The sequence below is a fragment of the Candidatus Salinivivens marinus genome, assembly GCF_965655845.1.
Taxonomy (GTDB): Bacteria; Pseudomonadota; Alphaproteobacteria; order Rhodobacterales; family Rhodobacteraceae; genus Salinivivens; species Salinivivens marinus.
Genome location: NZ_CBFHHX010000001.1, coordinates 419995 through 440771, shown reverse-complemented (window position 1 = coordinate 440771; position 20777 = coordinate 419995). Strand labels below are relative to the sequence as shown.

The 20777-nt window shown below is 42.5% G+C and carries 21 protein-coding genes and 1 pseudogene; 17 read left to right on the top strand and 5 right to left on the bottom strand.

Annotated features, from left to right (window positions below):
* Nucleotides 1-65 precede the first annotated feature (65 nt).
* From ACTF5Q_RS02125 to ACTF5Q_RS02110, 4 genes and pseudogenes are all read left to right on the top strand, one after another.
* Nucleotides 66-980, top strand: coding sequence for a pirin family protein (locus ACTF5Q_RS02125; RefSeq protein WP_438953049.1), 915 nt, complete (start codon nt 66-68; stop codon nt 978-980).
* A gap of 14 nt (nt 981-994) precedes the next feature.
* Nucleotides 995-1150: pseudogene (locus ACTF5Q_RS02120) on the top strand (glutathione S-transferase family protein); the annotation flags it as partial.
* A 103-nt stretch (nt 1151-1253) separates the two neighbouring features.
* On the top strand, nt 1254-1640 hold the full coding sequence (locus ACTF5Q_RS02115) for a carboxymuconolactone decarboxylase family protein (RefSeq protein WP_438953048.1): 387 nt from the start codon (nt 1254-1256) through the stop codon (nt 1638-1640).
* A 151-nt stretch (nt 1641-1791) separates the two neighbouring features.
* The gene (locus tag ACTF5Q_RS02110; RefSeq protein ID WP_438953047.1) at nt 1792-2997 is read left to right on the top strand and encodes a multidrug effflux MFS transporter; all 1206 of its coding nucleotides are present in this window, start codon (nt 1792-1794) and stop codon (nt 2995-2997) included.
* 14 nt (nt 2998-3011) lie between these two features.
* On the opposite strand, the gene ACTF5Q_RS02105 is transcribed toward ACTF5Q_RS02110, so the two are convergent.
* From ACTF5Q_RS02105 to ACTF5Q_RS02095, 3 genes are all read right to left on the bottom strand, one after another.
* Entirely contained in the window at nt 3012-3680 is a 669-nt protein-coding gene (locus ACTF5Q_RS02105; protein ID WP_438953046.1) for a hypothetical protein, read from the bottom strand.
* Nucleotides 3681-3694: 14 nt separating this feature from the next.
* A complete protein-coding gene (locus tag ACTF5Q_RS02100; protein WP_438953045.1) occupies nt 3695-4300 on the bottom strand; it encodes a hypothetical protein in 606 nt (201 codons plus the stop codon).
* 261 nt (nt 4301-4561) lie between these two features.
* The gene (locus ACTF5Q_RS02095; RefSeq protein WP_438953044.1) at nt 4562-5899 is read right to left on the bottom strand and encodes an aspartate aminotransferase family protein; all 1338 of its coding nucleotides are present in this window, start codon (nt 5897-5899) and stop codon (nt 4562-4564) included.
* Nucleotides 5900-5995: 96 nt separating this feature from the next.
* On the opposite strand from ACTF5Q_RS02095, the gene ACTF5Q_RS02090 reads away from it, so the two are divergent.
* The 8 genes from ACTF5Q_RS02090 (at nt 5996) to ACTF5Q_RS02055 (ending at nt 13676) form a co-directional block, all read left to right on the top strand.
* Nucleotides 5996-7162, top strand: a complete 1167-nt coding sequence (locus tag ACTF5Q_RS02090) for a CaiB/BaiF CoA transferase family protein (RefSeq protein WP_438953043.1) — start codon at nt 5996-5998, stop codon at nt 7160-7162.
* Nucleotides 7162-8037 carry an SMP-30/gluconolactonase/LRE family protein gene (locus ACTF5Q_RS02085; protein WP_438953081.1) on the top strand — a complete coding sequence of 292 codons (876 nt, stop codon included), beginning with the start codon at nt 7162-7164 and terminating at the stop codon, nt 8035-8037. The genes ACTF5Q_RS02090 and ACTF5Q_RS02085 overlap by 1 nt, the downstream gene beginning before the upstream one ends.
* A gap of 8 nt (nt 8038-8045) precedes the next feature.
* Nucleotides 8046-8945: a dihydrodipicolinate synthase family protein gene (locus ACTF5Q_RS02080; RefSeq protein WP_438953042.1), complete on the top strand. Its 900-nt coding sequence runs from the start codon at nt 8046-8048 to the stop codon at nt 8943-8945.
* On the top strand, nt 8942-9232 hold the full coding sequence (locus ACTF5Q_RS02075) for a (2Fe-2S)-binding protein (RefSeq protein ID WP_438953041.1): 291 nt from the start codon (nt 8942-8944) through the stop codon (nt 9230-9232). Before ACTF5Q_RS02080 ends, ACTF5Q_RS02075 begins: the two co-directional genes overlap by 4 nt.
* A 3-nt stretch (nt 9233-9235) precedes the next feature.
* The gene (locus ACTF5Q_RS02070) at nt 9236-10657 is read left to right on the top strand and encodes an FAD-dependent oxidoreductase (protein ID WP_438953040.1); all 1422 of its coding nucleotides are present in this window, start codon (nt 9236-9238) and stop codon (nt 10655-10657) included.
* Nucleotides 10654-11748 carry an NAD(P)/FAD-dependent oxidoreductase gene (locus tag ACTF5Q_RS02065; protein ID WP_438953039.1) on the top strand — a complete coding sequence of 365 codons (1095 nt, stop codon included), beginning with the start codon at nt 10654-10656 and terminating at the stop codon, nt 11746-11748. Before ACTF5Q_RS02070 ends, ACTF5Q_RS02065 begins: the two co-directional genes overlap by 4 nt.
* A 2-nt stretch (nt 11749-11750) precedes the next feature.
* Nucleotides 11751-12536: an SDR family NAD(P)-dependent oxidoreductase gene (locus tag ACTF5Q_RS02060; RefSeq protein WP_438953038.1), complete on the top strand. Its 786-nt coding sequence runs from the start codon at nt 11751-11753 to the stop codon at nt 12534-12536.
* Between the two features lie 135 nt (nt 12537-12671).
* Nucleotides 12672-13676: an aldo/keto reductase gene (locus ACTF5Q_RS02055; protein ID WP_438953037.1), complete on the top strand. Its 1005-nt coding sequence runs from the start codon at nt 12672-12674 to the stop codon at nt 13674-13676.
* A 17-nt stretch (nt 13677-13693) separates the two neighbouring features.
* Here ACTF5Q_RS02055 and ACTF5Q_RS02050 read toward each other — a convergent pair whose 3' ends face one another.
* Nucleotides 13694-15661: an FAD-dependent oxidoreductase gene (locus ACTF5Q_RS02050; protein WP_438953036.1), complete on the bottom strand. Its 1968-nt coding sequence runs from the start codon at nt 15659-15661 to the stop codon at nt 13694-13696.
* Nucleotides 15662-15708: 47 nt separating this feature from the next.
* On the bottom strand, nt 15709-16851 hold the full coding sequence (locus ACTF5Q_RS02045; protein WP_438953035.1) for an aminotransferase class V-fold PLP-dependent enzyme: 1143 nt from the start codon (nt 16849-16851) through the stop codon (nt 15709-15711).
* Nucleotides 16852-17278: 427 nt separating this feature from the next.
* Here ACTF5Q_RS02045 and ACTF5Q_RS02040 point away from each other — a divergent pair, with 427 nt between their 5' ends.
* The 5 genes from ACTF5Q_RS02040 (at nt 17279) to ACTF5Q_RS02020 (ending at nt 20508) form a co-directional block, all read left to right on the top strand.
* Complete coding sequence (locus ACTF5Q_RS02040) at nt 17279-17437, top strand: hypothetical protein (protein WP_164377323.1); 159 nt, start codon at nt 17279-17281, stop codon at nt 17435-17437.
* A gap of 48 nt (nt 17438-17485) precedes the next feature.
* Complete coding sequence (locus ACTF5Q_RS02035; RefSeq protein ID WP_438953034.1) at nt 17486-17686, top strand: hypothetical protein; 201 nt, start codon at nt 17486-17488, stop codon at nt 17684-17686.
* 198 nt (nt 17687-17884) lie between these two features.
* On the top strand, nt 17885-18553 hold the full coding sequence (locus ACTF5Q_RS02030) for a hypothetical protein (protein WP_438953033.1): 669 nt from the start codon (nt 17885-17887) through the stop codon (nt 18551-18553).
* Nucleotides 18554-18635: 82 nt separating this feature from the next.
* The gene (locus ACTF5Q_RS02025; RefSeq protein ID WP_164377320.1) at nt 18636-19049 is read left to right on the top strand and encodes a VOC family protein; all 414 of its coding nucleotides are present in this window, start codon (nt 18636-18638) and stop codon (nt 19047-19049) included.
* 94 nt (nt 19050-19143) lie between these two features.
* On the top strand, nt 19144-20508 hold the full coding sequence (locus ACTF5Q_RS02020; RefSeq protein ID WP_438953032.1) for an MFS transporter: 1365 nt from the start codon (nt 19144-19146) through the stop codon (nt 20506-20508).
* The last annotated feature ends 269 nt before the right edge of the window (nt 20509-20777 follow it).

Sequence of the window (20777 nt, the reverse complement as noted above, 5' to 3'; positions counted from 1 at the left end):
TTTAGAACTCTTATTTATGTCAAAACTTACTAAATAGACCTTTTAGAAATCAGGAAGGAATTTTTATGTCTTTAAGACCTGCTATATCAACTGGCGCGGCAACCCCAACAATAGAGGGGGCTGGGGTTCATCTGCATAGAGCATTTGGGTTTCAAGATCCAAAAGCTCACGATCCGTTTTTACTTTTTGATGATTTTCGTAACGATAACCCGGAAGCCTATTATAGAGGGTTTCCCTGGCATCCGCATCGTGGCATCGAAACAATTACTTATGTTCTTAACGGAACCGTCGACCACAGCGATAGCCTAGGTAATACTGGCAGCTTGAAGGCTGGTGACGTGCAGTGGATGACAGCAGGATCAGGTATTATGCATCAAGAAATGCCAAGTGGTAATTCAATGGGTCAGATGCATGGATTTCAACTTTGGGCAAATTTACCGGGTAGCCTAAAGATGACCTCGCCGAGGTATCAAGATGTTGTTGCAAAAGAAATTCCAGAAATTATTGATGATGATGGTACTCGAGTACGGGTCATAACGGGCTCTTTTTGGGGACAAACCGGTCCGGTTGATGGGATAGCAGCAGACCCCCTATATCTCGATATATCATTGCCTGCTGGGCTTAGAAAAGCATTGAAAGTTGATACATATCGCAACACGTTTGCATATATCTTCGAAGGATCTGGTAAATTTGCAGATGCTTCAGACCCGCAGGGTGTTTTACTGGAAAAAGAAGTTCTTGGCCAAGAGCTTAATATTCGCGACCTGTCTGGCAATCGCACTTTGGTACGCTTTGGCACTGGTGACGAGATAGTAGTAAGGGCAGGTCCCGAGGGAATGCGGTTTCTGCTAGTAGCAGGATCACCTATTCGTGAGCCGGTAGCTTGGCATGGTCCTATTGTTATGAACACGCAAGAGGAATTACACCAAGCTTTCAATGACTTGCGTAACAATCAATTTATTAAACCGCAAGATCATTGAAGTAGGGAAAACCAATGGGATTACTGCAAGAAGGCAAATGGGCCGACAAGTGGTATGATACAAAAGCTTCCAATGGACATTTTGTTCGAAAGTCTTCGCAGTTTCGAAACTGGATTACGCCAGACGGTGCAGCTGGACCGACTGGTTCCAGTGGCTTTAAGGCTGAGGCTTCTACTTGCGGAAAATTATTATCTAGACTGAGTTTACGAGTTCAAATATGTGCTTTGCTGGTTTAACTGATATTTTTGCAATGATTAGAGAGAGTAATTGGCAATGAGCGTTTTTGATGAAGACTTATTTTTAAAAGGACTTGAACAGAGGAAGGCAACTTTGGGTGCAAGTTATGTGGAGAGTAATCTGGAAGCTGCAGACGAATTTACCCGCCCTTTTCAAGAAGCAATGACTGCCTGGTGTTGGGGCTTCGGTTGGGGTGATGACGTCATTGCCCCAAAAGTCAGATCTATGATGAACCTATCGATGATCGGTGCACTGGGAAAAATGCATGAATGGGAAATTCATTGTAGGGGTGCAATAAAAAATGGTGTGAGTCCTGAAGAAATTAGAGCCATTATACATGTTATTGGTATTTACTGTGGCGTGCCTCAGGCTTTAGAATGCTTCAGGGCTGCAAAGAAAGTAATGGATGGTTTAGAGGTATAAAAACTATGATTGTCCAAAACCTAAAAGTTGCATCCAAAATTTAGCTATTTTCTAATTCTTTGTGACTATCACATTCAAATGCTTTGCTGTAGAAAGCTGAAGTGCAAACTGTTGTCGGTATCAAGATTTGCACTTTAGCAGGAGTCCTTCGTTGCGAATTTCAACAGCCGAATTTGTTGCCATTATGGCAATGTTGGTAGCAACGGTAGCCATATCAATTGATGGAATGTTACCTGCTTTATCAATAATTGCAGATGAGCTTACGCCGCTGCGCCCTAATAATGCTCAAATGATATTATCGTTTTTTGTAGCTGGCATGGCGGCTGGTACTTTAATTGTTGGGCCGCTCTCAGATAGTTTTGGGCGTAAGCCGATTATCTACTACGGTGCGTCTTTATATATTTTTACCTCAGCAGTTTGTGTTTTGTCTCCAAGTTTGGAAGTGATCTTGATTTCCCGGTTCCTTCAAGGTGTTGGAGCATCGGCACCTCGTGTGGTTGCTCAAGCTTTAGTTCGAGATTTCTATAAAGGTCGTGAAATGGCCCGCATTTCATCTTTTATAATGATCATATTCGCTCTTGTTCCGGCTATAGCACCACTCCTAGGATCATTTGTAATGCTTGCATTTAATTGGCGCTTTATTTTTCTCATGTTCATAGCGTTTGTTGCCTTTAGCACAATGTGGATGACGTTCAGAATAGATGAGAGTGTTACAAAGGAAAAACGTATTGAATTTAATCTAAAACAGGTGGGTCTTGCATTTAAGGAAGTTTTATCTAATCAAATGATACTTGCCTCTATTATTACATTAGTTTTTGCATATGGGATACTTTTTATAGGTATATTCCTCATCCAGCCGGTCTTCGAACAAGTATTTGATCGCGCGTCAACTTTTCCATATTGGTTTGCAACAATAGCATTACTGGCCGCGTCGTCGAGTTATGTGAATGCTCGGCTTGTACGCAAATTGGGAATGCGAATGCTCACAAGCATTGCATTCAGAGCCCAGGTTTGCTTTAGCGCTATAGTTTTTTTCGTCTATTGGCTTGGGTATTTCGAAGGTCAATTTGGTTTTTTCTGTTTTTTGTTCTGGATGTTCAGTATTTTCTTTCAAGCTGGTCTGACAATGGGAAATCTGACTGCCCTTGCTATGGAGCCTGTTGGGCACATTGCTGGGACTGCAGCAAGTTTGGTCAGTGCGATTGCAACCATAGGATCTGTTCTTTTAGCCGCAATAGTTGGCCAGTTTTTTGATGGGACACCTGCTGCTATGATTGTAGGAGTTGCTTTGTTCGCCACCTTAGGAGCAATCAGCTCTCATCGTCTTAAACGGTATGATAGAGCCTCTAAGGCCTGATAATTATTGGAAAACTACTCAAAAAATGTTGCGTTCTTTCCACCTACGACAATATCAAAGTCGTAACCTTGATCCACTTCTGGAATTTTAGTTTCGTAGGGTTTCCCCAAGTTTCGGTCGAATGAATCGCCCATCAGTAGCGCCATTGGATCAGAGGCATTGTTCGGTTCATTTGGAAAGTACATTTGAGTTATTATTCGAGATGAACCGCAGCTAATTGACAAATGGATGTGCTTTGGTCGCCATCTCCCAATATCTGGTCTTGCAAGGTAAGCACCTGGGCTTATTGTCCAGAAGCGATAGTTTCCATATTCATCAGTAATTACACGACCGATCCCAAAGAAATTTTCATCAAGCTTTAGACCAGAATGATCTTCCACATGACGGTAACGACCGTGGTGGTTTGCGTTCCAAATTTCTATCAATGCACCCCTTAGTAGGGTGCCACTTTCATTGCGGACCGTTCCTTTTACTTCTATCGGAGATCCTTCAGCGCGAGGACGGTTTGGGGCTATTCGGGTAAGATCCCATTCATTTTGACGCTGAACGGCTCGGGCGGGGATGACTGGCACAAAACTTTCTCTTACATCGGCTGGTATTAAGCGAAGTCTTTTTCTTGGAGTGCGTTGATCCGAAGTATTATCTGTTTTCCCGATGCTTAATTGTCGTCCAATACTGGTCATAATTCCTACCTATGCTAGCTTAGAAAATCGTCAAAAAATGGCGTTTCGTTGTCGCCTGCCATAATGATATCAAGTGTATAAACGTCTGCACCATCTGGAGACGGTCCTTCATATTTGGCAGTAAGCCGCTTTCTGTCTTGGTCACTTAGGGTTTTTAACAGAGGATCTATTTCGTTTGCTTTCTGATCAGCAAAGAAAATTTGTGTTACTATACGATTAATTCCATCCGAAAAAATAGTTATGGTGATATTTGGTGCTCGATCTTTCGACGCACCAGGGAAAATTGTTCGATAAGTATATTCACCAGTCGTACTGCGTAGGCGACCATATCCGTCAAACCATGGGTCTAAACCTGGATGGTTCTCAGACGAGGGATTGCGATAGATACCCTTTGCATTTGCCTGCCAGAATTCTAGCAGAACCCCATTTGCAAGTTTACCATTGCGATCAAGTACCCTGCCTCGCAAAATTATGTTTTGCCCCGAAGGACCTGCAATAACACCGGAATGAATTTGTGTAAGATCTTCGTAGCTCTCATCGCTGAAATAGGTTGGGAAGTAGGGTCCCGTAGTGTCTTCATTAGTCGGTAATAATATATTGGTTTGCTGCTTGTTAGTCATTAGTATTAAACCTTGGGTCTGCCTCTCTTCAGCCGTTGCAGATAACTAGATTTATTTGAGAGTATTAGCTTGCTCTTTGAAATATGGTTGGGATTATTTATAATTTGGGTGTTATTTATCAGTATCATGTTTTTTATCTTGGGGTTTGCCATTGGGTTTACCTCGGCCAAGTGTTTAAGACGGCTATGTATACCTGATATGATCCAGTACAGATATAGTGCTATTAGGGGTAAAATTTGTGCCGCTGATACTTTCATTTTGTCAAGTAACCTCTGATAGAGCCATACTAATTGCCTTAGTGGTTATTTTTGCGATCAAATCAATTTCCGTGCTTGTAGAATTGTAAGCCGGTGCTAACAAAACATGATCCCCATTTTCACCATCTGCACACCCTTGGGCAGGATAACACATTAATCCAAGCTCTTTAGCTATTATTTGTATCCTTTGTGCTACTTTCAAATGGGCGGAGAAAGGTTTCTTGGTTAGCGTATCTGCAACCAACTCAACAGTCCAAAACAGTCCACGGCCGCGTATATCGCCAATATTTTCTTTTGCATCTAATTGCTTCTTAAGTGCAAGAGCTAACTGGTCTCCGCGCATTTTGACATTTTCAAGCAAGCCTTCATCTTCAATCACTTTTTGAACCGCTAGGGCACCAGCGGTTGCAACTGAGTGCGACATGTAAGTATGTCCATTCCATAAGGTTCCACTGCCTTTTTTAATAGCGGAAACTACACTCTCTGACGCCATGACGGCAGCTATTGGCTGATAACCTGCCCCAAGTCCTTTTGCCAATGTGGTAATATCAGCAAATATTCCTTCCTGCTCTAACGCAAAAAGAGTGCCGGTTCGGCCCATGCCGCACATTACTTCATCAGCGATATACAAAACACCGTAATTATTACATATGTCCCGTATTCGTTTGAAATATCCTATTGGTGCAGGCTGCGATCCGAGAGATGCGCCTACTACCGGTTCTGCGACGAATGCCATTACTGTTTCAGGGCCCAGATCACGAATTTTTTTCTCAAGTTGATTGGCCATACGAAGCGCATACTCGTCTTCGCTCTCGTCCTCTAACTTCATTCGGTAGCGGTATGCGGCATCAATGTGGTGTACTTGCATAAGCATCGGCTGGAAAGGAGCGCGCCTGCCGGCGTGGCCACCTGTAGCGAGTGCCCCAAGAGTGTTACCATGGTACGATGGGGTTCGTGCAATAATGTTTACCCGTTTTGTATCTTTTCTCTCTAAATGGAACTGTCTCGCGAGTTTTAATGCTGCTTCCATAGCTTCTGATCCGCTACCTAAAAACATAACCCGCCCTGCACCAAGGCCGGAAGGAGCACGGTTAATTAAAAACTCAGCTAGTTCCTCAGTGGGCTCATTTGTAAAGGAGCCAGAGTGAGCAAATGCCAATTTATCAATTTGATCCTTTAGCGCTGCTCGTACCTTAGCATTGTCATGACCTAGGCATGATACTGCCGCCCCACCGCATGCGTCTAGGTAGCGTTTGCCGTGTTCATCTATCAGGTAATTCGCGTCCACGCTTTTGATAATCGGTAGAGTGGAGTTCAAAGATCGGTGAAGCACGCTAGACATTATACTACCGTTTTGCATATGAAATTTTGTTTTGTATAGTAACCATTAATAGTTAACTTAATATAATTTTCAATATCCAAATATGGGAGAGTAAGTTTGCAAGGCGCGTTGCAGGGAATAAAAGTGATTGAGGTATCTCAGGTTCTAGCAGCACCCTTCTGTGGTTATCAATTCTCTTTGCTGGGAGCAGAAGTTATTAAAGTTGAGATGCCCGAAGCTCCTGATTGCGCCAGAAACCGGGGCCCAATAGCTGAACTGAACAAAAATGGACTTGGCCTAACTTATCAAGTTCAAGGTGGTAATAAGAAATCTCTTGCTATTGATTTACGTACTGATGCAGGCCGTGAAACTCTTTTAAGAGTAGTAGAGAGTGCTGATGTATTTCTGGAAAATTATTCAACAGGCGTGATGGAGGAGCTAGGTTTTGGGTACGATGAATTACGCGTTCGTAACCCTGGTATCGTTTATTGTTCTATGACTGGATATGGTGATGAGGGCCCAAAATCTTTTAAAGGCGCCTACGATAATACAATTCAGGCTGCTTCAGGTATAATTTCGCAGTCAGATGGCAATAAACCAGGACTATCTTTCGTTGATTATGCTGCTGGTTATTCCGCTGCTTTTGCCATATCAGCAGCGTTGTTACAAAAGTCTAGAACGGGAAAAGGATGCTACATAAGTGCTTCAATGCTCGAGGTTGCGCTTAGCTTAATGGCTCCAGAAGTAGCTGCAAAACAATGCTCGCCTTTGCAGGAGAAACCTAGAGAGGCAGGCATTTCGCCATTTGCTACTGCTGATGGAATTATTATGCTAGGAGCCTTTAAACCATCTCAGTATCGCAAACTTTCGCAATGCTTAAAGGAACAGGGTTTTGAAATATGCTCATTGTCTGGTGTGGAAGTATGGGATGATGTTTGGTCAAATTCTGAGGATATTTATAAAGAACTCAAGAATGTCTTTATCCAGGAACCGACAGAGAAGTGGCAGCAGCTACTGGATAAATGGGATATTCCCGCTGAGCCTATTTTGACTCTTGAGGAGGCGATCAAGGATGAACAAATCATAACTCGAGGTTATTATACAAGCACTTCTGAAAATTCAGAGATACGTTTGCCTTCTGCCCCCTTTCAAATGAGCCAAGGTGGACCAGTAATTAACAAAGCCCCACCGACCTTAGGTCAAGACAGTAGAGAAGTACTAAAGGCGATCGGCATGAATGAAAATGAAATTGATCTGCTTTTTTTGGAGAGGATAGTGGAGTGATGCTCGAGTTAACTGCCGTTCCCTTGTACACACTTCCAGAATCTTTTCGACATCGTGGCAAACCGTCTCCCTGGGCAGAGATGACGCGGCCAGGACATAAAATGCATTCATTTCTTGAAGGTGCATTCTTTGACGTAGACCAAAATCTTTGGCTTTCCGATGTGCCCTACGGGCGCGTTTTTCGAATATCACCAGAAGGTCACTGGGAGGTGATGCATGAAATAGATGGAGAGCCTCACTCGATGCGGATTACTAAAGACGGGAGGCATATTGCCGTCGATCACAGGCATGGCCTGATCGAATTTACGGGATATGATAGTTTCAAGGTTTTGAGTAATGGTGTTGATAATCAACCGTTTCTAGGTCTCTCAGATATGTGCCTTGATGACGATGGAAGCTTATGGTTTACAGATAGTGGCAGGAGTTCAATTAGTAATCCAAGTGGTCGGGTTTATCGTCGATGTCCAAAGGGAACTCTAAGATTGTTAATTGATTGTGTACCTTATTCGAATGGTATTTGCCTATCGAGTGACAGAAATTTGGTTTACGTAGCTGCTACCCGTGCAAATCAGGTTTGGCAATTTTCCTCAAGCCTTTCAGAAGCTGGCCAACCTATGGTGGGTACTTTCATTCAACTTTCTGGTGGTTTAGGTCCGGACGGTTTGGCTAGCAACTCTTTGGGATGGTTAGCAGTTGCTCAAGCACAAGCAGGGCGTTCCTATTTGTTTGATAAAGTTGGAGATAGACTTGCTGAGATCAGATTGCCCGAAGGACTTTGGACAACCTCAGTAGCATTTCATCCCAATAATGCTCGGTTATTATATATAATTGATGCGGAGTATGCTTCAGTTTTCAGTTGCGTAATTCCAGTTTGAGTAGGGAAATGAAAAAAGAAAATTTATTTGGGTATGTACCGGCGATAGCCACACCATATAATAAAAAGGGTGAAATAATGGAAGATGCTTTCATTGATTTATTCGAATTTCTTATAAAACGCGGTGCGACATGCGTCTGCATTGCAGGTGATAATGGTGAAAGCTGGGCACTTTCCGCTGAAGAGCGAGGGCGCCTCGTCCGCCTGGCAAAGGATACTTCTCGGGGCCGTGTCCCAATTATGATGGGCATTTCTGCAGCGACAATCGATGCTTCACTATCCTATATCAGAGCCGCGGAAGAAAACGGCGCAGATGTGTTGCTATCTATGCCGCAAACCTACGTCTTAAAAGCTTCTGAGGCAGAATTAATGGCGAGATTTGATAAAGTATCCGAGGCAACTAATAAGCCTCTTGTTCTATACAATTCACCGCGTCGAATGGGTTTCTCACTAACAATCGAACAGACTGAAACCCTACTGAATAATCACCATGTAATAGGGATTAAAGAGAGCCAGCGCGATTTTTTCTATCATACGCATTTACTTGAACGACTTGGTGATAAGATGTCGGTAATGACGGGGCCATGTCATTATATCATGCCTGCTTTCGGTTTAGGGGCGAAAGGTTTTATCGCCACTGGTCCTGAATTTACAGATTTGCTTCCTTCAGAAATGGCATCTGTTGGGCTTGGTAAGCCAGGTAAAATCTATCGTAAAACACATTATCAGTTAACGGTACTTTATGAGCTCTTGATGGGTACTGCAACTTGGCCAGCCGCATTTAAAGCAGCACTCAATTTAATTGGTCAGCCAGCTGGTGTGCCCCGTGATCCGGTGCTCCAAGCAACAGATGCCGATATTGATAAAATCAAGCGCTGCTTTGACAGCTTAGGTATTCACTACGTATGATACGCCTTATTCCAAATAGCGCCAACCAGATTAAGCGCGCTGAAGAGATTTGTTTCAAATTTGATGATCAACTAATAAAAGCCCATAAAGGCGAAACAATTTTGGTTGCGCTGATGAAAAACGGTATACACCATTTGCGTGATGCGCCAACCGATGGCAAGCCCCGCGGAGCTTTTTGCTGTATGGGTCTATGTCAGGAGTGCGTTGTTGCAGTCGGTGGAAAGTTAGTCGAAAGTTGTGAGACGATAGCGACCGATGGACTGATTGTCCAATCTTTGAGGCACTAGATCATGATTAAGACCTGCGATGTCGCAATAATTGGTGCTGGTCCTGCCGGAGCAAATGCAGGTATTATGGCGGCTAGCCAGGGTTGCCATACAATCATCATAGACGAGCAAGCAATGCCTGGTGGCCAGATTTGGCGTGCCAAAAGTGAGGCTATTAAATCGGCTCCTATGACGCCTGAAATTATCGATGGCGATAAACTCCGGGTATCCATCGCCGAAAGTAATTTAACACATATTGCTAACGCTAAGGTTTGGCAAATAGAGCGGGAATTGGACGAATGGGTTCTTCATTTCATTATAAATGGGCGCTCAGAAAAGATTGGAGCTAAGGTGCTCATTTTAGCCACGGGAGCAAGAGAATATGTCCAACCAACACCGGGATGGACCTTGCCTGGCGTTATTGGATTGGCGGGGGCAACCGCATTGATGAAACGAGATCTGCTCACACCTGGCAAAAGAACTGTTGTCTCTGGAACGGGACCATTGGTGTTCTTTGTAGCAAGCGAGATACGACGTCTTGGTGGTGAGGTGGCCGCAATTGTAACGCCAAATAGTCGTGCTGACTGGCTTCGTGCGTTGCCTTCCATGTCGTATCGTACAGACCTTCTAAGGCGTGGTTTCGTTTGGGTTGCAGATCTTCTGCTAGCCGGCATTCCAATCTTTTGGCGTCATGCTATAAAACAGATTGATGGAGAAACCAAAGTTCACTCGGTGAAAGTCAGCAAGGTAAGCAGTGATTGGTCACCGAAAGGTCCGGCCCGTTTAATAGAAGCAGACAGTGTTTGCACAGGGCATGGTTTGCAAGCTGCAAGTGATGCCTCTCAACTTTTGGGTATCGATGTAAAATATCAACTTGAACTGGGTGGGTGGGTGCCAGAAGTTGAGGAAGACGGTATTACGAAAATTAACGGATTATTTATCTGTGGTGACGGAGCTGGTATCAGAGGTGCGGCGGCTGCAGAAATTCAAGGGAAATTAGCAGGACTTTCTGCTGCAAAGTCTATAAGGCCTGAGGTCAATTCCTCAAATTCGACACTGCTTAATAGCTATCGACGAGCATCAAGGTTTGGAATGGCCATGACTCGTTTAAGTATACCGCGGAAGGGCTTTCAAAAATTGATAACGCAAGAGACAATCGTGTGTAGATGTGAGAGTCTGCGGCGCTGTGATATCGAAAACGAGATTGAAACAGGCGCGGCTACAACCAATGCCGTCAAATCTGGATCGAGAGCGGGGATGGGGCCGTGCGGTGGAAAATACTGTCAGTCAACTATAGCCAAAATAATAGCTGATAGGGAAAATCAGTCTGAAGAAAAAATTGCACCACCCACACCTAGACCTCCTTTGCGGCCTGTTTCGGCATCTGCGCTTTCAGGCGAGTTTGAATATACAGATTTGCAAATACCGAAACCCGCTCCGCTATGACTAAGACTTATGATTTAGCCATCGTTGGCGGTGGAATTATGGGCTGCAGTACCGCATTACGACTCGCTGAAGATGGTATGAAAACAATTGTTCTAGATCAGGGGGATTTAGGGCAGGGTGCATCAGGGGTAAATGCGGGAACACTATCGCTGCAGATCAAGCGTGTTAAGCTTATGCCATACGCGCTCAAAGGTCATAGTGAATGGGAAGCCATGGGCGAGGCCGTTGGATTTAAAAAGACGGGAGGTTTTACGCTTGCTTTTACGGAGCATGAGGCTGAACTTTTGTACGAACGTCAGGCTTTGAAGGCCGATGCGGGCGCACCGATTACATTTGTGTCCAATAATGCACTGCGAGCTGCGGAGCAAAATCTCAGCCATAAAGTTCTGGCTGCAAGTTACTGTCCTGAAGATGGTTACGCAAATTCATCACTCACCGGTCAATATTATCGCATTCGTCTAAAAGAGAACGAAGTACAATTTCGTGAGAAATGCAATGTTAAATTAATCACTAGAAATAGCTCTGGCTTCAATTTAACAACTTCCTGTGGCACTGTCCACGCAACGCGTCTGCTTTTAGCAGCAGGGGCCTGGCTTAAACCCATAGCTGCTGACCTAGGTGTTGATTTGCCGGTCCGTGCGCGTGTCAATACTGTGTCTGTGACAGAGAGAATGCCTCCTCTTATATCCAGTATCGTCGGTCACGCAACTGGACTTTTAACCATGAAACAGAAAAGCAATGGTGCAATTCTCATTGGTGGCGGATGGCAGGGACAGGGAGTTCCGCAAGACGGACGCGGGAATGTTACAGCAAAAACGCTAATCCCAAATTTATCCCTTGCACAACATGTGTTACCAGAGCTTTCAAATGCGCGCGTGACACGTAGCTGGGTTGGCTTCGAGGCAAATGTACCAGATTTTTATCCACTTGCTGGTGCTTTGCCGGGCATTGAAAATGCTTTTGTTCTGGGATGTGTAAGGGGAGGTTATACAATTGGCCCTTACATGGGTAGATTAATGGGTGACTATATTCTTGGGCAAGAGCCAGAATTGCCTTTGTTTGACCCAGGACGTGAGTTTAGTGAGGTATGATTATGAAGAATAGAGTTGAAGAACTGTGCCGTTTAGATGGGAAGGTAGCTATTGTTACTGGTGGTGGATCTGGGATAGGAAAAGCTACTGCAAAGGTTTTTGCAGATGCAGGTGCGAAAGTAGTTGTAACTGGACGTCGTAATGATCTCTTAAAAAGTGTGGCCAACGAAATAAATGGACACCCTATAGCTTGCGATGTTTCAAATCATGCACAGGTTAAACACGTGTTCACTGAGGCTCTTAAAGTCTTCGGAAAGGTGGATGTGTTAGTGAATAATGCCGGTGGCCCAGGTCCAATCGCTCAGGTAGCAGATGTGGACATGAATGCTTGGGTTGAGTGTCTCAACATCAACTTAGTTGGAGCCATGCATTGCCTTCAAGAAGCCGCTAAAATTATGATTGATCAAGAAGCGGGGTCCATAATAAATATGTCATCGCTTATGGGAGTGCAGGGTTATCCAATGCGCTCTGCCTATGTAGCAAGTAAATTTGCTTTGGTTGGCGTAACGGAAACAATGGCCAGAGAGCTTGGTAAACATAATGTTCGCGTAAATGCTTTGTTGCCAGGTGCAGTTGCTGGAGAGAATATGGACGGCGTATTAGAACGTCGCTCATTAGCTGAAGGTCGCTCGGTAGAAGAGATTGCGCGTGATAACTACACTGAAGTAGCTGCCTTAAAACGCTGGGTTTATCCAGATGAAGTGGCACGGGCTGCTCTATATTTGGCATCCGATCTCAGCTCTGCAATTACAGGTGATAAAATTAAGGTTGATTGTGGCCGTTTTTGATCTCAAATAACTTTCAGTACACCTTTTGTGTTTGTTTTGGCCCCCGAGGCCACTTGAATTTTTGTCCATTCTTTTTAATTTAGGGACAGTAGTTTTGGTAAGAATGTTCCATGACGTTTAAAAGGATTTTTACTTATGGAAAAAAGAAAGCTCGGTAAATACGGTGCTGACGTATCTGCTATCGGAATAGGTGCCATGTCTTTTAGTAATTTTTATGGCCCTACGAATGAACAAGAGTCACATAAGATATTGGCTGAGGCTTTGGATCAGGGGATTTCGCATATAGATACGGCAAACGTTTATGGAGGTGGAGCATCAGAGGCTGCGATTGGTAGTTTTCTCGCCAAACAAGGCTCAAAACGAAACACTCTTTTCTCGATTGCGACCAAAGTAGGAATTAAAGGCAATATTCAAACTGGCAAAACGGAATTCGACAACAGTCCCGATTATTTGAAAAAAGAATTGGATGGCAGCTTAAAACGCTTGGGAGTTGAAAGCATTGATCTGTACTACATCCATCGCCGCGATCAGAATACTCCTATAGAGGAGGTAACTGAAACCCTTGCAAGTTTTGTAAAAGCAGGGAAAATTCGGTCATTTGGATTTTCAGAAATTGCGCCATCCTCACTGCGGCGAGCGGCATCTATTCATCATGTCGCGGCCGTTCAGTCCGAGTACTCCCTTTCAGTACGAAGTCCAGAATTAGGTTTAGTGCAAACTACTGCAGAGCTTGGCACAGCACTCGTTGCATTTTCGCCGTTGGGCAGATCCTTGCTTACCGACAGACCGCACTCATCAGTTGAAGTAGAGAAAATGGATTGGTTAAGTAAAAATCCACGTTTTAATGAACCCAATCTTACCTTTAATATTGAAGCTACGGGAAAATTCAGGGATCTTGCAGCTCAAAATGGGGTTGCTGCGGCCACACTTGCGATTGCATGGCTTTTGAATAAGAACAAACATATTATTCCAATCCCAGGAACCCGTTCCGTTAAACATTTCCGAGAGCATTGTGATGGCGCCCGGTTGAAACTCTCAACTAAACAGATGTTGCAAATTGAGGAAGTAATTCCAGTTGGGTGGGCACAAGGTGATAGATATTCTGACAAACAGTGGATAGGTCCTGAGAAGTATTGCTAACTGTTTAAGTACTGTGTTTATATTTTGGCTGAGGTTTTGAGGCCATCGAGAATAGCTTCTTCTACGCTTCGCGGGCTCAATGCGTCACCAATCACATACAGCTCAGATTGAACTTTGTTTCTGAGGTCTTTTTCGAGAGTATTTTTGGCTTTACTACCAAATGCAGTCACAAGGGTATCAACATCATTTAAAATAACGGGCTGCTCACTCAAAGTGTGTTGGAAATAAGTATCGTCAGAGTCAACGCCACGTAACCTCAAGTGAGTGAGTGTTTCTACATTTAGTTTATGTAAGGTGCCTAGCCAATTATCACGGACATACTGATTAATAGTTTGCCCCGGAACCATACCGTTGCATGCTAGCCTTACATGACAGCCTTGGCGTGCTAATAGCTCAGCCACTCCCAAACCAACCCAGTCACAACGCCAATCGGCAATTACTACTCGTGAGCCTACATTAGCTTTGCCCTCTAATAGTTGCCAAGCAGTAACTACGTGAGCACTTTCTTTGCCCTCTATTTTTGGTTCAAATGATTTTCCACCTGTTGCCAAGATGATAACTTCTGGTGCCTCTTCTCTAATAAGCTGTAAAGATGCTTCTGTATTCAGCTTAATTTCAACGTCCTTTGTACGTAACATATTTTCCAAATTTGTCGTTATGCCTCCAAATTCGGATCTACCGGGTAGCCGTTCTGCCAAATTTACCTGACCGCCTAACTTAGAGGTGGCTTCAATCAATTTTACTGAATGCCCCCGCGAAGCTGCAACTGCAGTTGCTTTCATTCCTGCTGGGCCGCCTCCTATTACGAGAATTTTCTTTTTTTCAGGGGCCGGGCTCAAATGACTAAAAGTCAATTCACGACCGGTTTCAGGGCGTTGAATACATGAAATAGGCTGCCCATTAAGCATATGTCCTATACATGCTTGATTACATCCAACGCACGCAATGATCTCATCAAATCTACCAGTTTCTGCTTTGAGGGGCATTTCTGGATCTGAAATTATTGCCCTTGTCATGCCGCACATGTCTGCCGATCCTTGTATCAATGCTTTATCTGCAAGTTGGGGTGTGTTAATGCGGCCTGCTACAAAAACTGGTTTGTCTGAGACATCCTTAATGGCTTGTGAAAGCGGTAATGTATATCCTGGTTCAAAACGCATTGAAGGAACTATATGCGTTGATCCTTTTAATCCTGCAGAAGTTCCCGCTGTTACATTAATGTAGTCTATGCTTTCATTCTTGTTTAGTTCCTCAATCAGCTCGAGTGTTCCCTTTAATTCCATCCCTTGGAATTCTTTTTCATTTCCCGACAATCTTACGCCAACTAACATGTCATGGCTTGAGCCATCTTTAACGGCGTCAATAATTTGATCTAAAATTCGGTACCTGTTTCTAAAATTGCCGCCATACTTGTCTTTTCGCTGATTTACGTTTTTATTTAAAAATTGACCGATAAGATAACCGTGAGATGCAACAATTTCTATACCATCGAGCCCGGCTGTTCTTAAATTTTGGGCTGAAATTTTATAACCTGTTACAATCTCATCAATCATTTGTTCTGACATTTCACGAGGCATGATATGAAATCGTTCGTTCGGGCTTGCAGATGGAGCATATGCTACTGGAATAGTTCCATCTTCCAAATTTGTCATTTCTCGGCCAGGATGTGTGAGCTGACCAAAGACAAGACAGTCATAATTATGGCACTTGGTTACCAATTTTTTATATCCAGAAACACATCTAGGGTCGTATGCGCGTATTGCGGGTCGTCCAGAATTTCCCGATGGGTGTACGCGCGCCGCTTCTATAATTGTTAGAGCTGCTCCACCTTTTGCCTTTGATTCATGGTACGCAATCATATCATCGGTTGGGAAGCCCTCTTGAAGCATCACAGCCATATGCCCAGTCGAGAAAATTCTATTTTTAAAAACCTTTTGTCTTATATTTAAAGGCTCAAATAATTTTTTCAGTTGGTGTTGTGTCAATTCTTTTCCTGATAAAAATTACAGTTATAAATTGTAGCCACTAGTGATTATTCACGAAGTAAATAGGCCCCCAGTTGTTCAATGTCGTTACTGTCATTATAATGAGAAATTGATACTCTAAGGCGGTCATTTCTTATTCCGCAAATCAAACCTTCTTCAGATAAATATTCAAACTTGCGTCTGATTGTATGGCTAGATGGATGCATTAGTGAAACAATATGGGAACTGGATCCTTTTGATTTCGTTGGTCTATATGCTTTCCAGTCGCTGTTAGCTATAATTGCGAATAAATGCTCTGCTAGTTTGTCAGAGTGGTTCATTATTTCTACAACTCCAATCTTCAAAAGTTGTTCTATCGCAACATCCAAGCCTACAACCGAAACATATGATAAAGTTGATTGAGTATATTTTGCTGCTGTTTTCGATAAGTTCAACTTGGTTGCTTCCATGTCAAAAGGGTTTTCGTTACCGAACCAGCCGATTGCAGGAGGATCTAGTTCTAAAATTTCGTCTGAAAACCATCCAAAGGCAATACCCCCGTGGCTTCCCAACCATTTGTAGCCACTGCATACCAGAATATCTACGGCCCAGTCATTTATGCTTATTGGCACTGCGCCCGCGGCCTGAGTAATATCAATAACTAATTTTGCTCCAACTTCCTTCGTATGCTGGCTTAATTTTTCTACGTTGATCTGTGTCCCAGAGGCAAATTGCACGTAACTAAGGCATACAACAGATGTGTTGGAATCAACTTTTTCGATAATAGCATTTGTGAGATCAGTCTCTGGTACTTCATGAATAAAGCAGACTTCAAAATCGCTCGTCTTAGCCTTAAGTAGCCAAGGTCGTGTAATTGCTGGAAAATCTGTAGAAACAAGAATAACGTTACTTCGTATTCTTGGCTTACACAACTCGGGGATCTGAGACAATATCTCGCTGGCACTCGATACCAGTGCTATATTTTTTTGTTTCGCCTGCACTAATCTTGCTACTTTTCCCCTTAAGGGGTTTAGAAAATTTGCTTCCTCTCTATCTGTCATTTTAAGGTTACCGTACCTTGCGACAGTACTGAGAAATTCTGTCATTTCATTTACTGTTTCATCACTCAGTAAGCCTAGTGATGCTTGATTAAGATAAATATTTTGGTCGAGGCAGGGGTAAGCTGAGCGATTTGAAAGTGCATTAATCATTAATAGTCAGTCTACAGATTGTGAGATATTTCAATAAAATGAGCTTAATCCGGAAGAGAGATAAAGATCAATTAGGGAGTTATCACTTATTACAGACGGTGTACCAGGAGCTTTGTCTTATGGCATACATTTGAATACAAATTTAGTGTACTGAATTTTCTAGATATTTTATGTATACTATTGTATTTATTGACTTTTTTTTCTTGGAAGTTATTTATAATATATGGAAAATTTTAGCTGTAAGAAATGTAATGTCATTGCTAATTCGCTGAGCAGTTCGTGCCCCAGTTGCGGCGACAAATTTTATTCTATGGATGATAGGCAGCGAATTTTAGGCATCGCTACACTCGTATGTATTGCGATTGCCACGGGATTCTTCACTCTTGTACAGAGCGTGCCGGCAATCGCTAGTTAGAAGGGGCGTGAAATGGAAATGGGACTAACATGGAAGAAACTTCTTGGCGAGGGTATGTCTAACCAGCAGATTGAAACTATGTTATTGCTTGGCATAGTGCCTATAATACTTTTAACAATCTGGTTCATGGTATTTCTCTACAATAATCTTGCTCCTGAACTGGAGAAGTAGCGCTTCGACACGCGGGGTAAAAGTAGAAAGAATTATAGGATTTTTTAGATGACCGCTGTAAACGAGAGTAAGAAAAAACAGCTAGTTCTGGACTATTGCCGGTTGAGAATGGGCCAAATAACCCGTGGAGACGTGCACGAGATCGCTATTCGTTGTGGGTATTTGACGACAAATGGTGACTTATCAGATTCTGGGCGTTCTTTATCACAAGTTCTCGCAGCTACCGACCGTGTGTTGAAAGTAGCTTAACAACTAGCTGTAATTGGCATTAATTTTAAACTGTTTCTTCGAAATTGATTGCGTTTGCAAAAGCTACAGTGAAAATTCTAAAACAAAAAATAATCGTTTTAGTTAGCAATTTCATGGGTTAAAAGAAATCTATGTAATGCCTCTCTTTTTTTTGAAGAGCGTTAAGACCAATAGTTACAAAAAAAAGAAAATAACATTTTGCATAATAATAAGCCGCATAGGAACTTACTTTATTTTAGGGGTTTCTGCTTTGTGATTGCCATACTTTATTGGTTTTATCAGTTTTATGTGGCAAATTATAAAGGGTTCGGACTCCAGTTTAGATATCTTACTATTTGGGGACTTACTGGTAATGTAATTGTGACTGGAATGTTATTTCGGCGCACTTTTTACGAACAAAAAGAAAATCACTTTGCGATTGTTTCTGCTGTATGTGTTTTGAATGTATTGGTTGTTTTTCTTTATTGGCGGTTATACTTCATTGATCCCAAATTAGTGAATTATTCTGGTAGTATTGTCTGGTTTCAAGAATACTACTTACATTTGTTGGGGCCACTACTACTTTTTCTAGACTCGATCCTTCTAAACAGGTCTTTCAGGCAGTTTAAGTCTGGAATTATATTGGCTCTGTCAATCAGCTTCTCTTATGTGGGCTGGACTGAGTTTGTCACTGGTCCTTTAAATAACTCGCCAGCTGGGTCAAAGGCGGCTGGGTTTCCATATCCTTTCCTTAATGACATGGTGCTTGCCGATAGACTAGAGTTTTACGTTATTTCTATATTAACTGGCGTATTTTTCTATGCTTTATTCTGGTTAATTGATAGGATCTGTCTTTCTCATTTTTGGGGCTTGGCAAAGGGTGGCTAGCAAGAATCTTTCTCGATACGAGTTCCAATATTAGCTGATTAGTGCATCTACTTGGTAAAATTTTTAAAAATAGGATCAAAATATGCGACTTGAATTTCATCACATTAATTTCGTTTCGACCGATGTTAATAAAATGCATGAATTTTATACGGACGTCTTGGGCTTAGAAAATGTTCCCATAGCAAATTTTCCAAGACCATCTGAAACTGAAGAGAAAGGTTATAGCGGTGAAATAAAATTTGCGACCGATGGGGTCATGCAAATGCATCTTGCAGAAAGAAACCTTGATGTTGCCCACAAGCATAATAAGCACATCAATCCAGTGGAAAGAGGTCACATAGCTTTCAGAACAGACGATATAAATTCGTTTATTAAACTTTTGGATGATAGAAAAATACCATATTCCGACTATGGGACAACATTTGCAAAGGAATGGCATCAAGTCTTTTTTCACGATCCCGAAGGCAACATTGTAGAAGTGCATCAGAAAGTCTAATGTGTTTTTAAATAAATTTTAACAAAGCCTGTGATGCTGGTCGAACATACTAATTTCACTTAAATATAGATTATTAGATTTGAGGTAACTAAAAATGCTAACGCATACTCGGACATTATCGGTTGGTCAAAAAGCCGGCTGGGGTCTGGCTGATATGGGTATCGTAGTCTTTGTTATAGTAAAACAATTATTAGTTTTATCATTTTTAACAAATTATCTTAACGTTCCTGTTGGAATTGCTGGTCTACTGACCACAAGTGTTTTGATTTTCGACATAATTACTGATCCAATAGTAGGTTATCTTTCTGACCGAACTCACTCGCGTTGGGGAAGAAGAGTGCCGTGGATGGTCATCGGTGCGTTAATTCTTTCTGGGGGTATCATTGGATTATTTGGGGTGCCCCAATCATTAAGCCTTTTAGGAACTCTCATTTGGGTTGGCGGTTTCTTTGCATTGGCCACAGTTGGCTTTACCATGGTAGCAATTCCATATGGAGCCACGGCCGGTGAGATGACGCAGGATCCCAAAGAAAGATCAACAATGATGGGTTTCAGAATGGCTTTTGCAAGTGTGGGGATACTACTTGGTGGTGCGGTAATTCCTCAGCTCGCCGGAGGTACACGAGATGGCCATTTTACAGCAGCAATATACGTTGCTCCAATTATAATTTTATCCATCTGGGGATCCTTATGGTCAACTCGTACAGCACCAAGGATATTATCGCCTTCGGCTCGGGGATTTATGTCAACCTGGCTATTGGTGTTTAAGAACAAACCATTTGTTATTTTAGTTTGCCTTTATGGAATCATGACCCTAGCAATTGCACTAATAACCGCTGGGCTCCCTTTTGCTGCAATCTATTTAATCTTTGATAGTGGGAATTCCTTATTGTCGCCCGCATCTAGTGCGCTTGGAATACTGTCATTACTGTTCGCTTGCTTTGTGTTTGGGTCTATTCTAAGTCAGGCTTTCTGGGTTTGGATGTCAGCTCGCTTAGGAAAAGTTAGTGCATTAATTTTTGGGCTCGTTATTTATATAATTTTACTTATTGCGATTTTTTTAAGTTTACCATCTGTAGACATCATGCTGATAGCCATCTTGTTTGTCGTCGCGGGAATGACAAATGGCGCATACCAACAGATCCCATGGGCAATTTATCCCGATCTCATGGATATAACTCGCAGCGAGTCTGGAGATGCTATCGAGGGTGCATTTAGCGCGATTTGGTTATTTGGGCAAAAAGTCTCAAACGCAATTGCACCATTAATACTATCGCTCATTCTTGCTCTGTTTGGGTGGAGAGAATCTGGTGAGGGATTTACGGACCAAGTTCCTGGAGCACTCAGAGCTTTGCAAAACTCAATAACCATTCTACCGGCTTTTATCTTAGCGCTTGCTATTCTAGGTTTATTTTATTTTTCTCGATACCTTAGTAAGTATCCGCCAAGGACAAATTAAAAAAAACCCTTTGGGAGGCTATTCCCAAAGGGTTTTTTTATTTTTTATAGTCTCTTAATACATACCAACGATAAAATACATTCCATGCATATCTTTGGTACTCCAATTCAGACCGAAGTCTGCGTAGCGCTCCAGCCATTAAAGTGTCCCTTCTCTAGTTGGCTTTGGAGTGTTTATCACAACTTTCAAAAATAGCCAAATAAAAGTATTACCAAAATTTAATTTTGTAAGCGCGAGTAAAAAACATAATAAAAAAGTTATGAAATTAG

Bases quoted from the DNA above. Each gene is read 5' to 3' on its own strand.
- ACTF5Q_RS02125 (WP_438953049.1), top strand. From the start codon at position 66: ATGTCTTTAAGACCTGCTATATCAACTGGCGCGGCAACCCCAACAATA.
- ACTF5Q_RS02115 (WP_438953048.1), top strand. From the start codon at position 1,254: ATGAGCGTTTTTGATGAAGACTTATTTTTAAAAGGACTTGAACAGAGG.
- ACTF5Q_RS02105 (WP_438953046.1), bottom strand. From the start codon at position 3,680: ATGACCAGTATTGGACGACAATTAAGCATCGGGAAAACAGATAATACT.
- ACTF5Q_RS02100 (WP_438953045.1), bottom strand. From the start codon at position 4,300: ATGACTAACAAGCAGCAAACCAATATATTATTACCGACTAATGAAGAC.
- ACTF5Q_RS02095 (WP_438953044.1), bottom strand. From the start codon at position 5,899: ATGTCTAGCGTGCTTCACCGATCTTTGAACTCCACTCTACCGATTATC.
- ACTF5Q_RS02085 (WP_438953081.1), top strand. From the start codon at position 7,162: ATGCTCGAGTTAACTGCCGTTCCCTTGTACACACTTCCAGAATCTTTT.
- ACTF5Q_RS02080 (WP_438953042.1), top strand. From the start codon at position 8,046: ATGAAAAAAGAAAATTTATTTGGGTATGTACCGGCGATAGCCACACCA.
- ACTF5Q_RS02075 (WP_438953041.1), top strand. From the start codon at position 8,942: ATGATACGCCTTATTCCAAATAGCGCCAACCAGATTAAGCGCGCTGAA.
- ACTF5Q_RS02070 (WP_438953040.1), top strand. From the start codon at position 9,236: ATGATTAAGACCTGCGATGTCGCAATAATTGGTGCTGGTCCTGCCGGA.
- ACTF5Q_RS02065 (WP_438953039.1), top strand. From the start codon at position 10,654: ATGACTAAGACTTATGATTTAGCCATCGTTGGCGGTGGAATTATGGGC.
- ACTF5Q_RS02060 (WP_438953038.1), top strand. From the start codon at position 11,751: ATGAAGAATAGAGTTGAAGAACTGTGCCGTTTAGATGGGAAGGTAGCT.
- ACTF5Q_RS02055 (WP_438953037.1), top strand. From the start codon at position 12,672: ATGGAAAAAAGAAAGCTCGGTAAATACGGTGCTGACGTATCTGCTATC.
- ACTF5Q_RS02045 (WP_438953035.1), bottom strand. From the start codon at position 16,851: ATGATTAATGCACTTTCAAATCGCTCAGCTTACCCCTGCCTCGACCAA.
- ACTF5Q_RS02040 (WP_164377323.1), top strand. From the start codon at position 17,279: ATGGAAATGGGACTAACATGGAAGAAACTTCTTGGCGAGGGTATGTCT.
- ACTF5Q_RS02035 (WP_438953034.1), top strand. From the start codon at position 17,486: ATGACCGCTGTAAACGAGAGTAAGAAAAAACAGCTAGTTCTGGACTAT.
- ACTF5Q_RS02025 (WP_164377320.1), top strand. From the start codon at position 18,636: ATGCGACTTGAATTTCATCACATTAATTTCGTTTCGACCGATGTTAAT.
- ACTF5Q_RS02020 (WP_438953032.1), top strand. From the start codon at position 19,144: ATGCTAACGCATACTCGGACATTATCGGTTGGTCAAAAAGCCGGCTGG.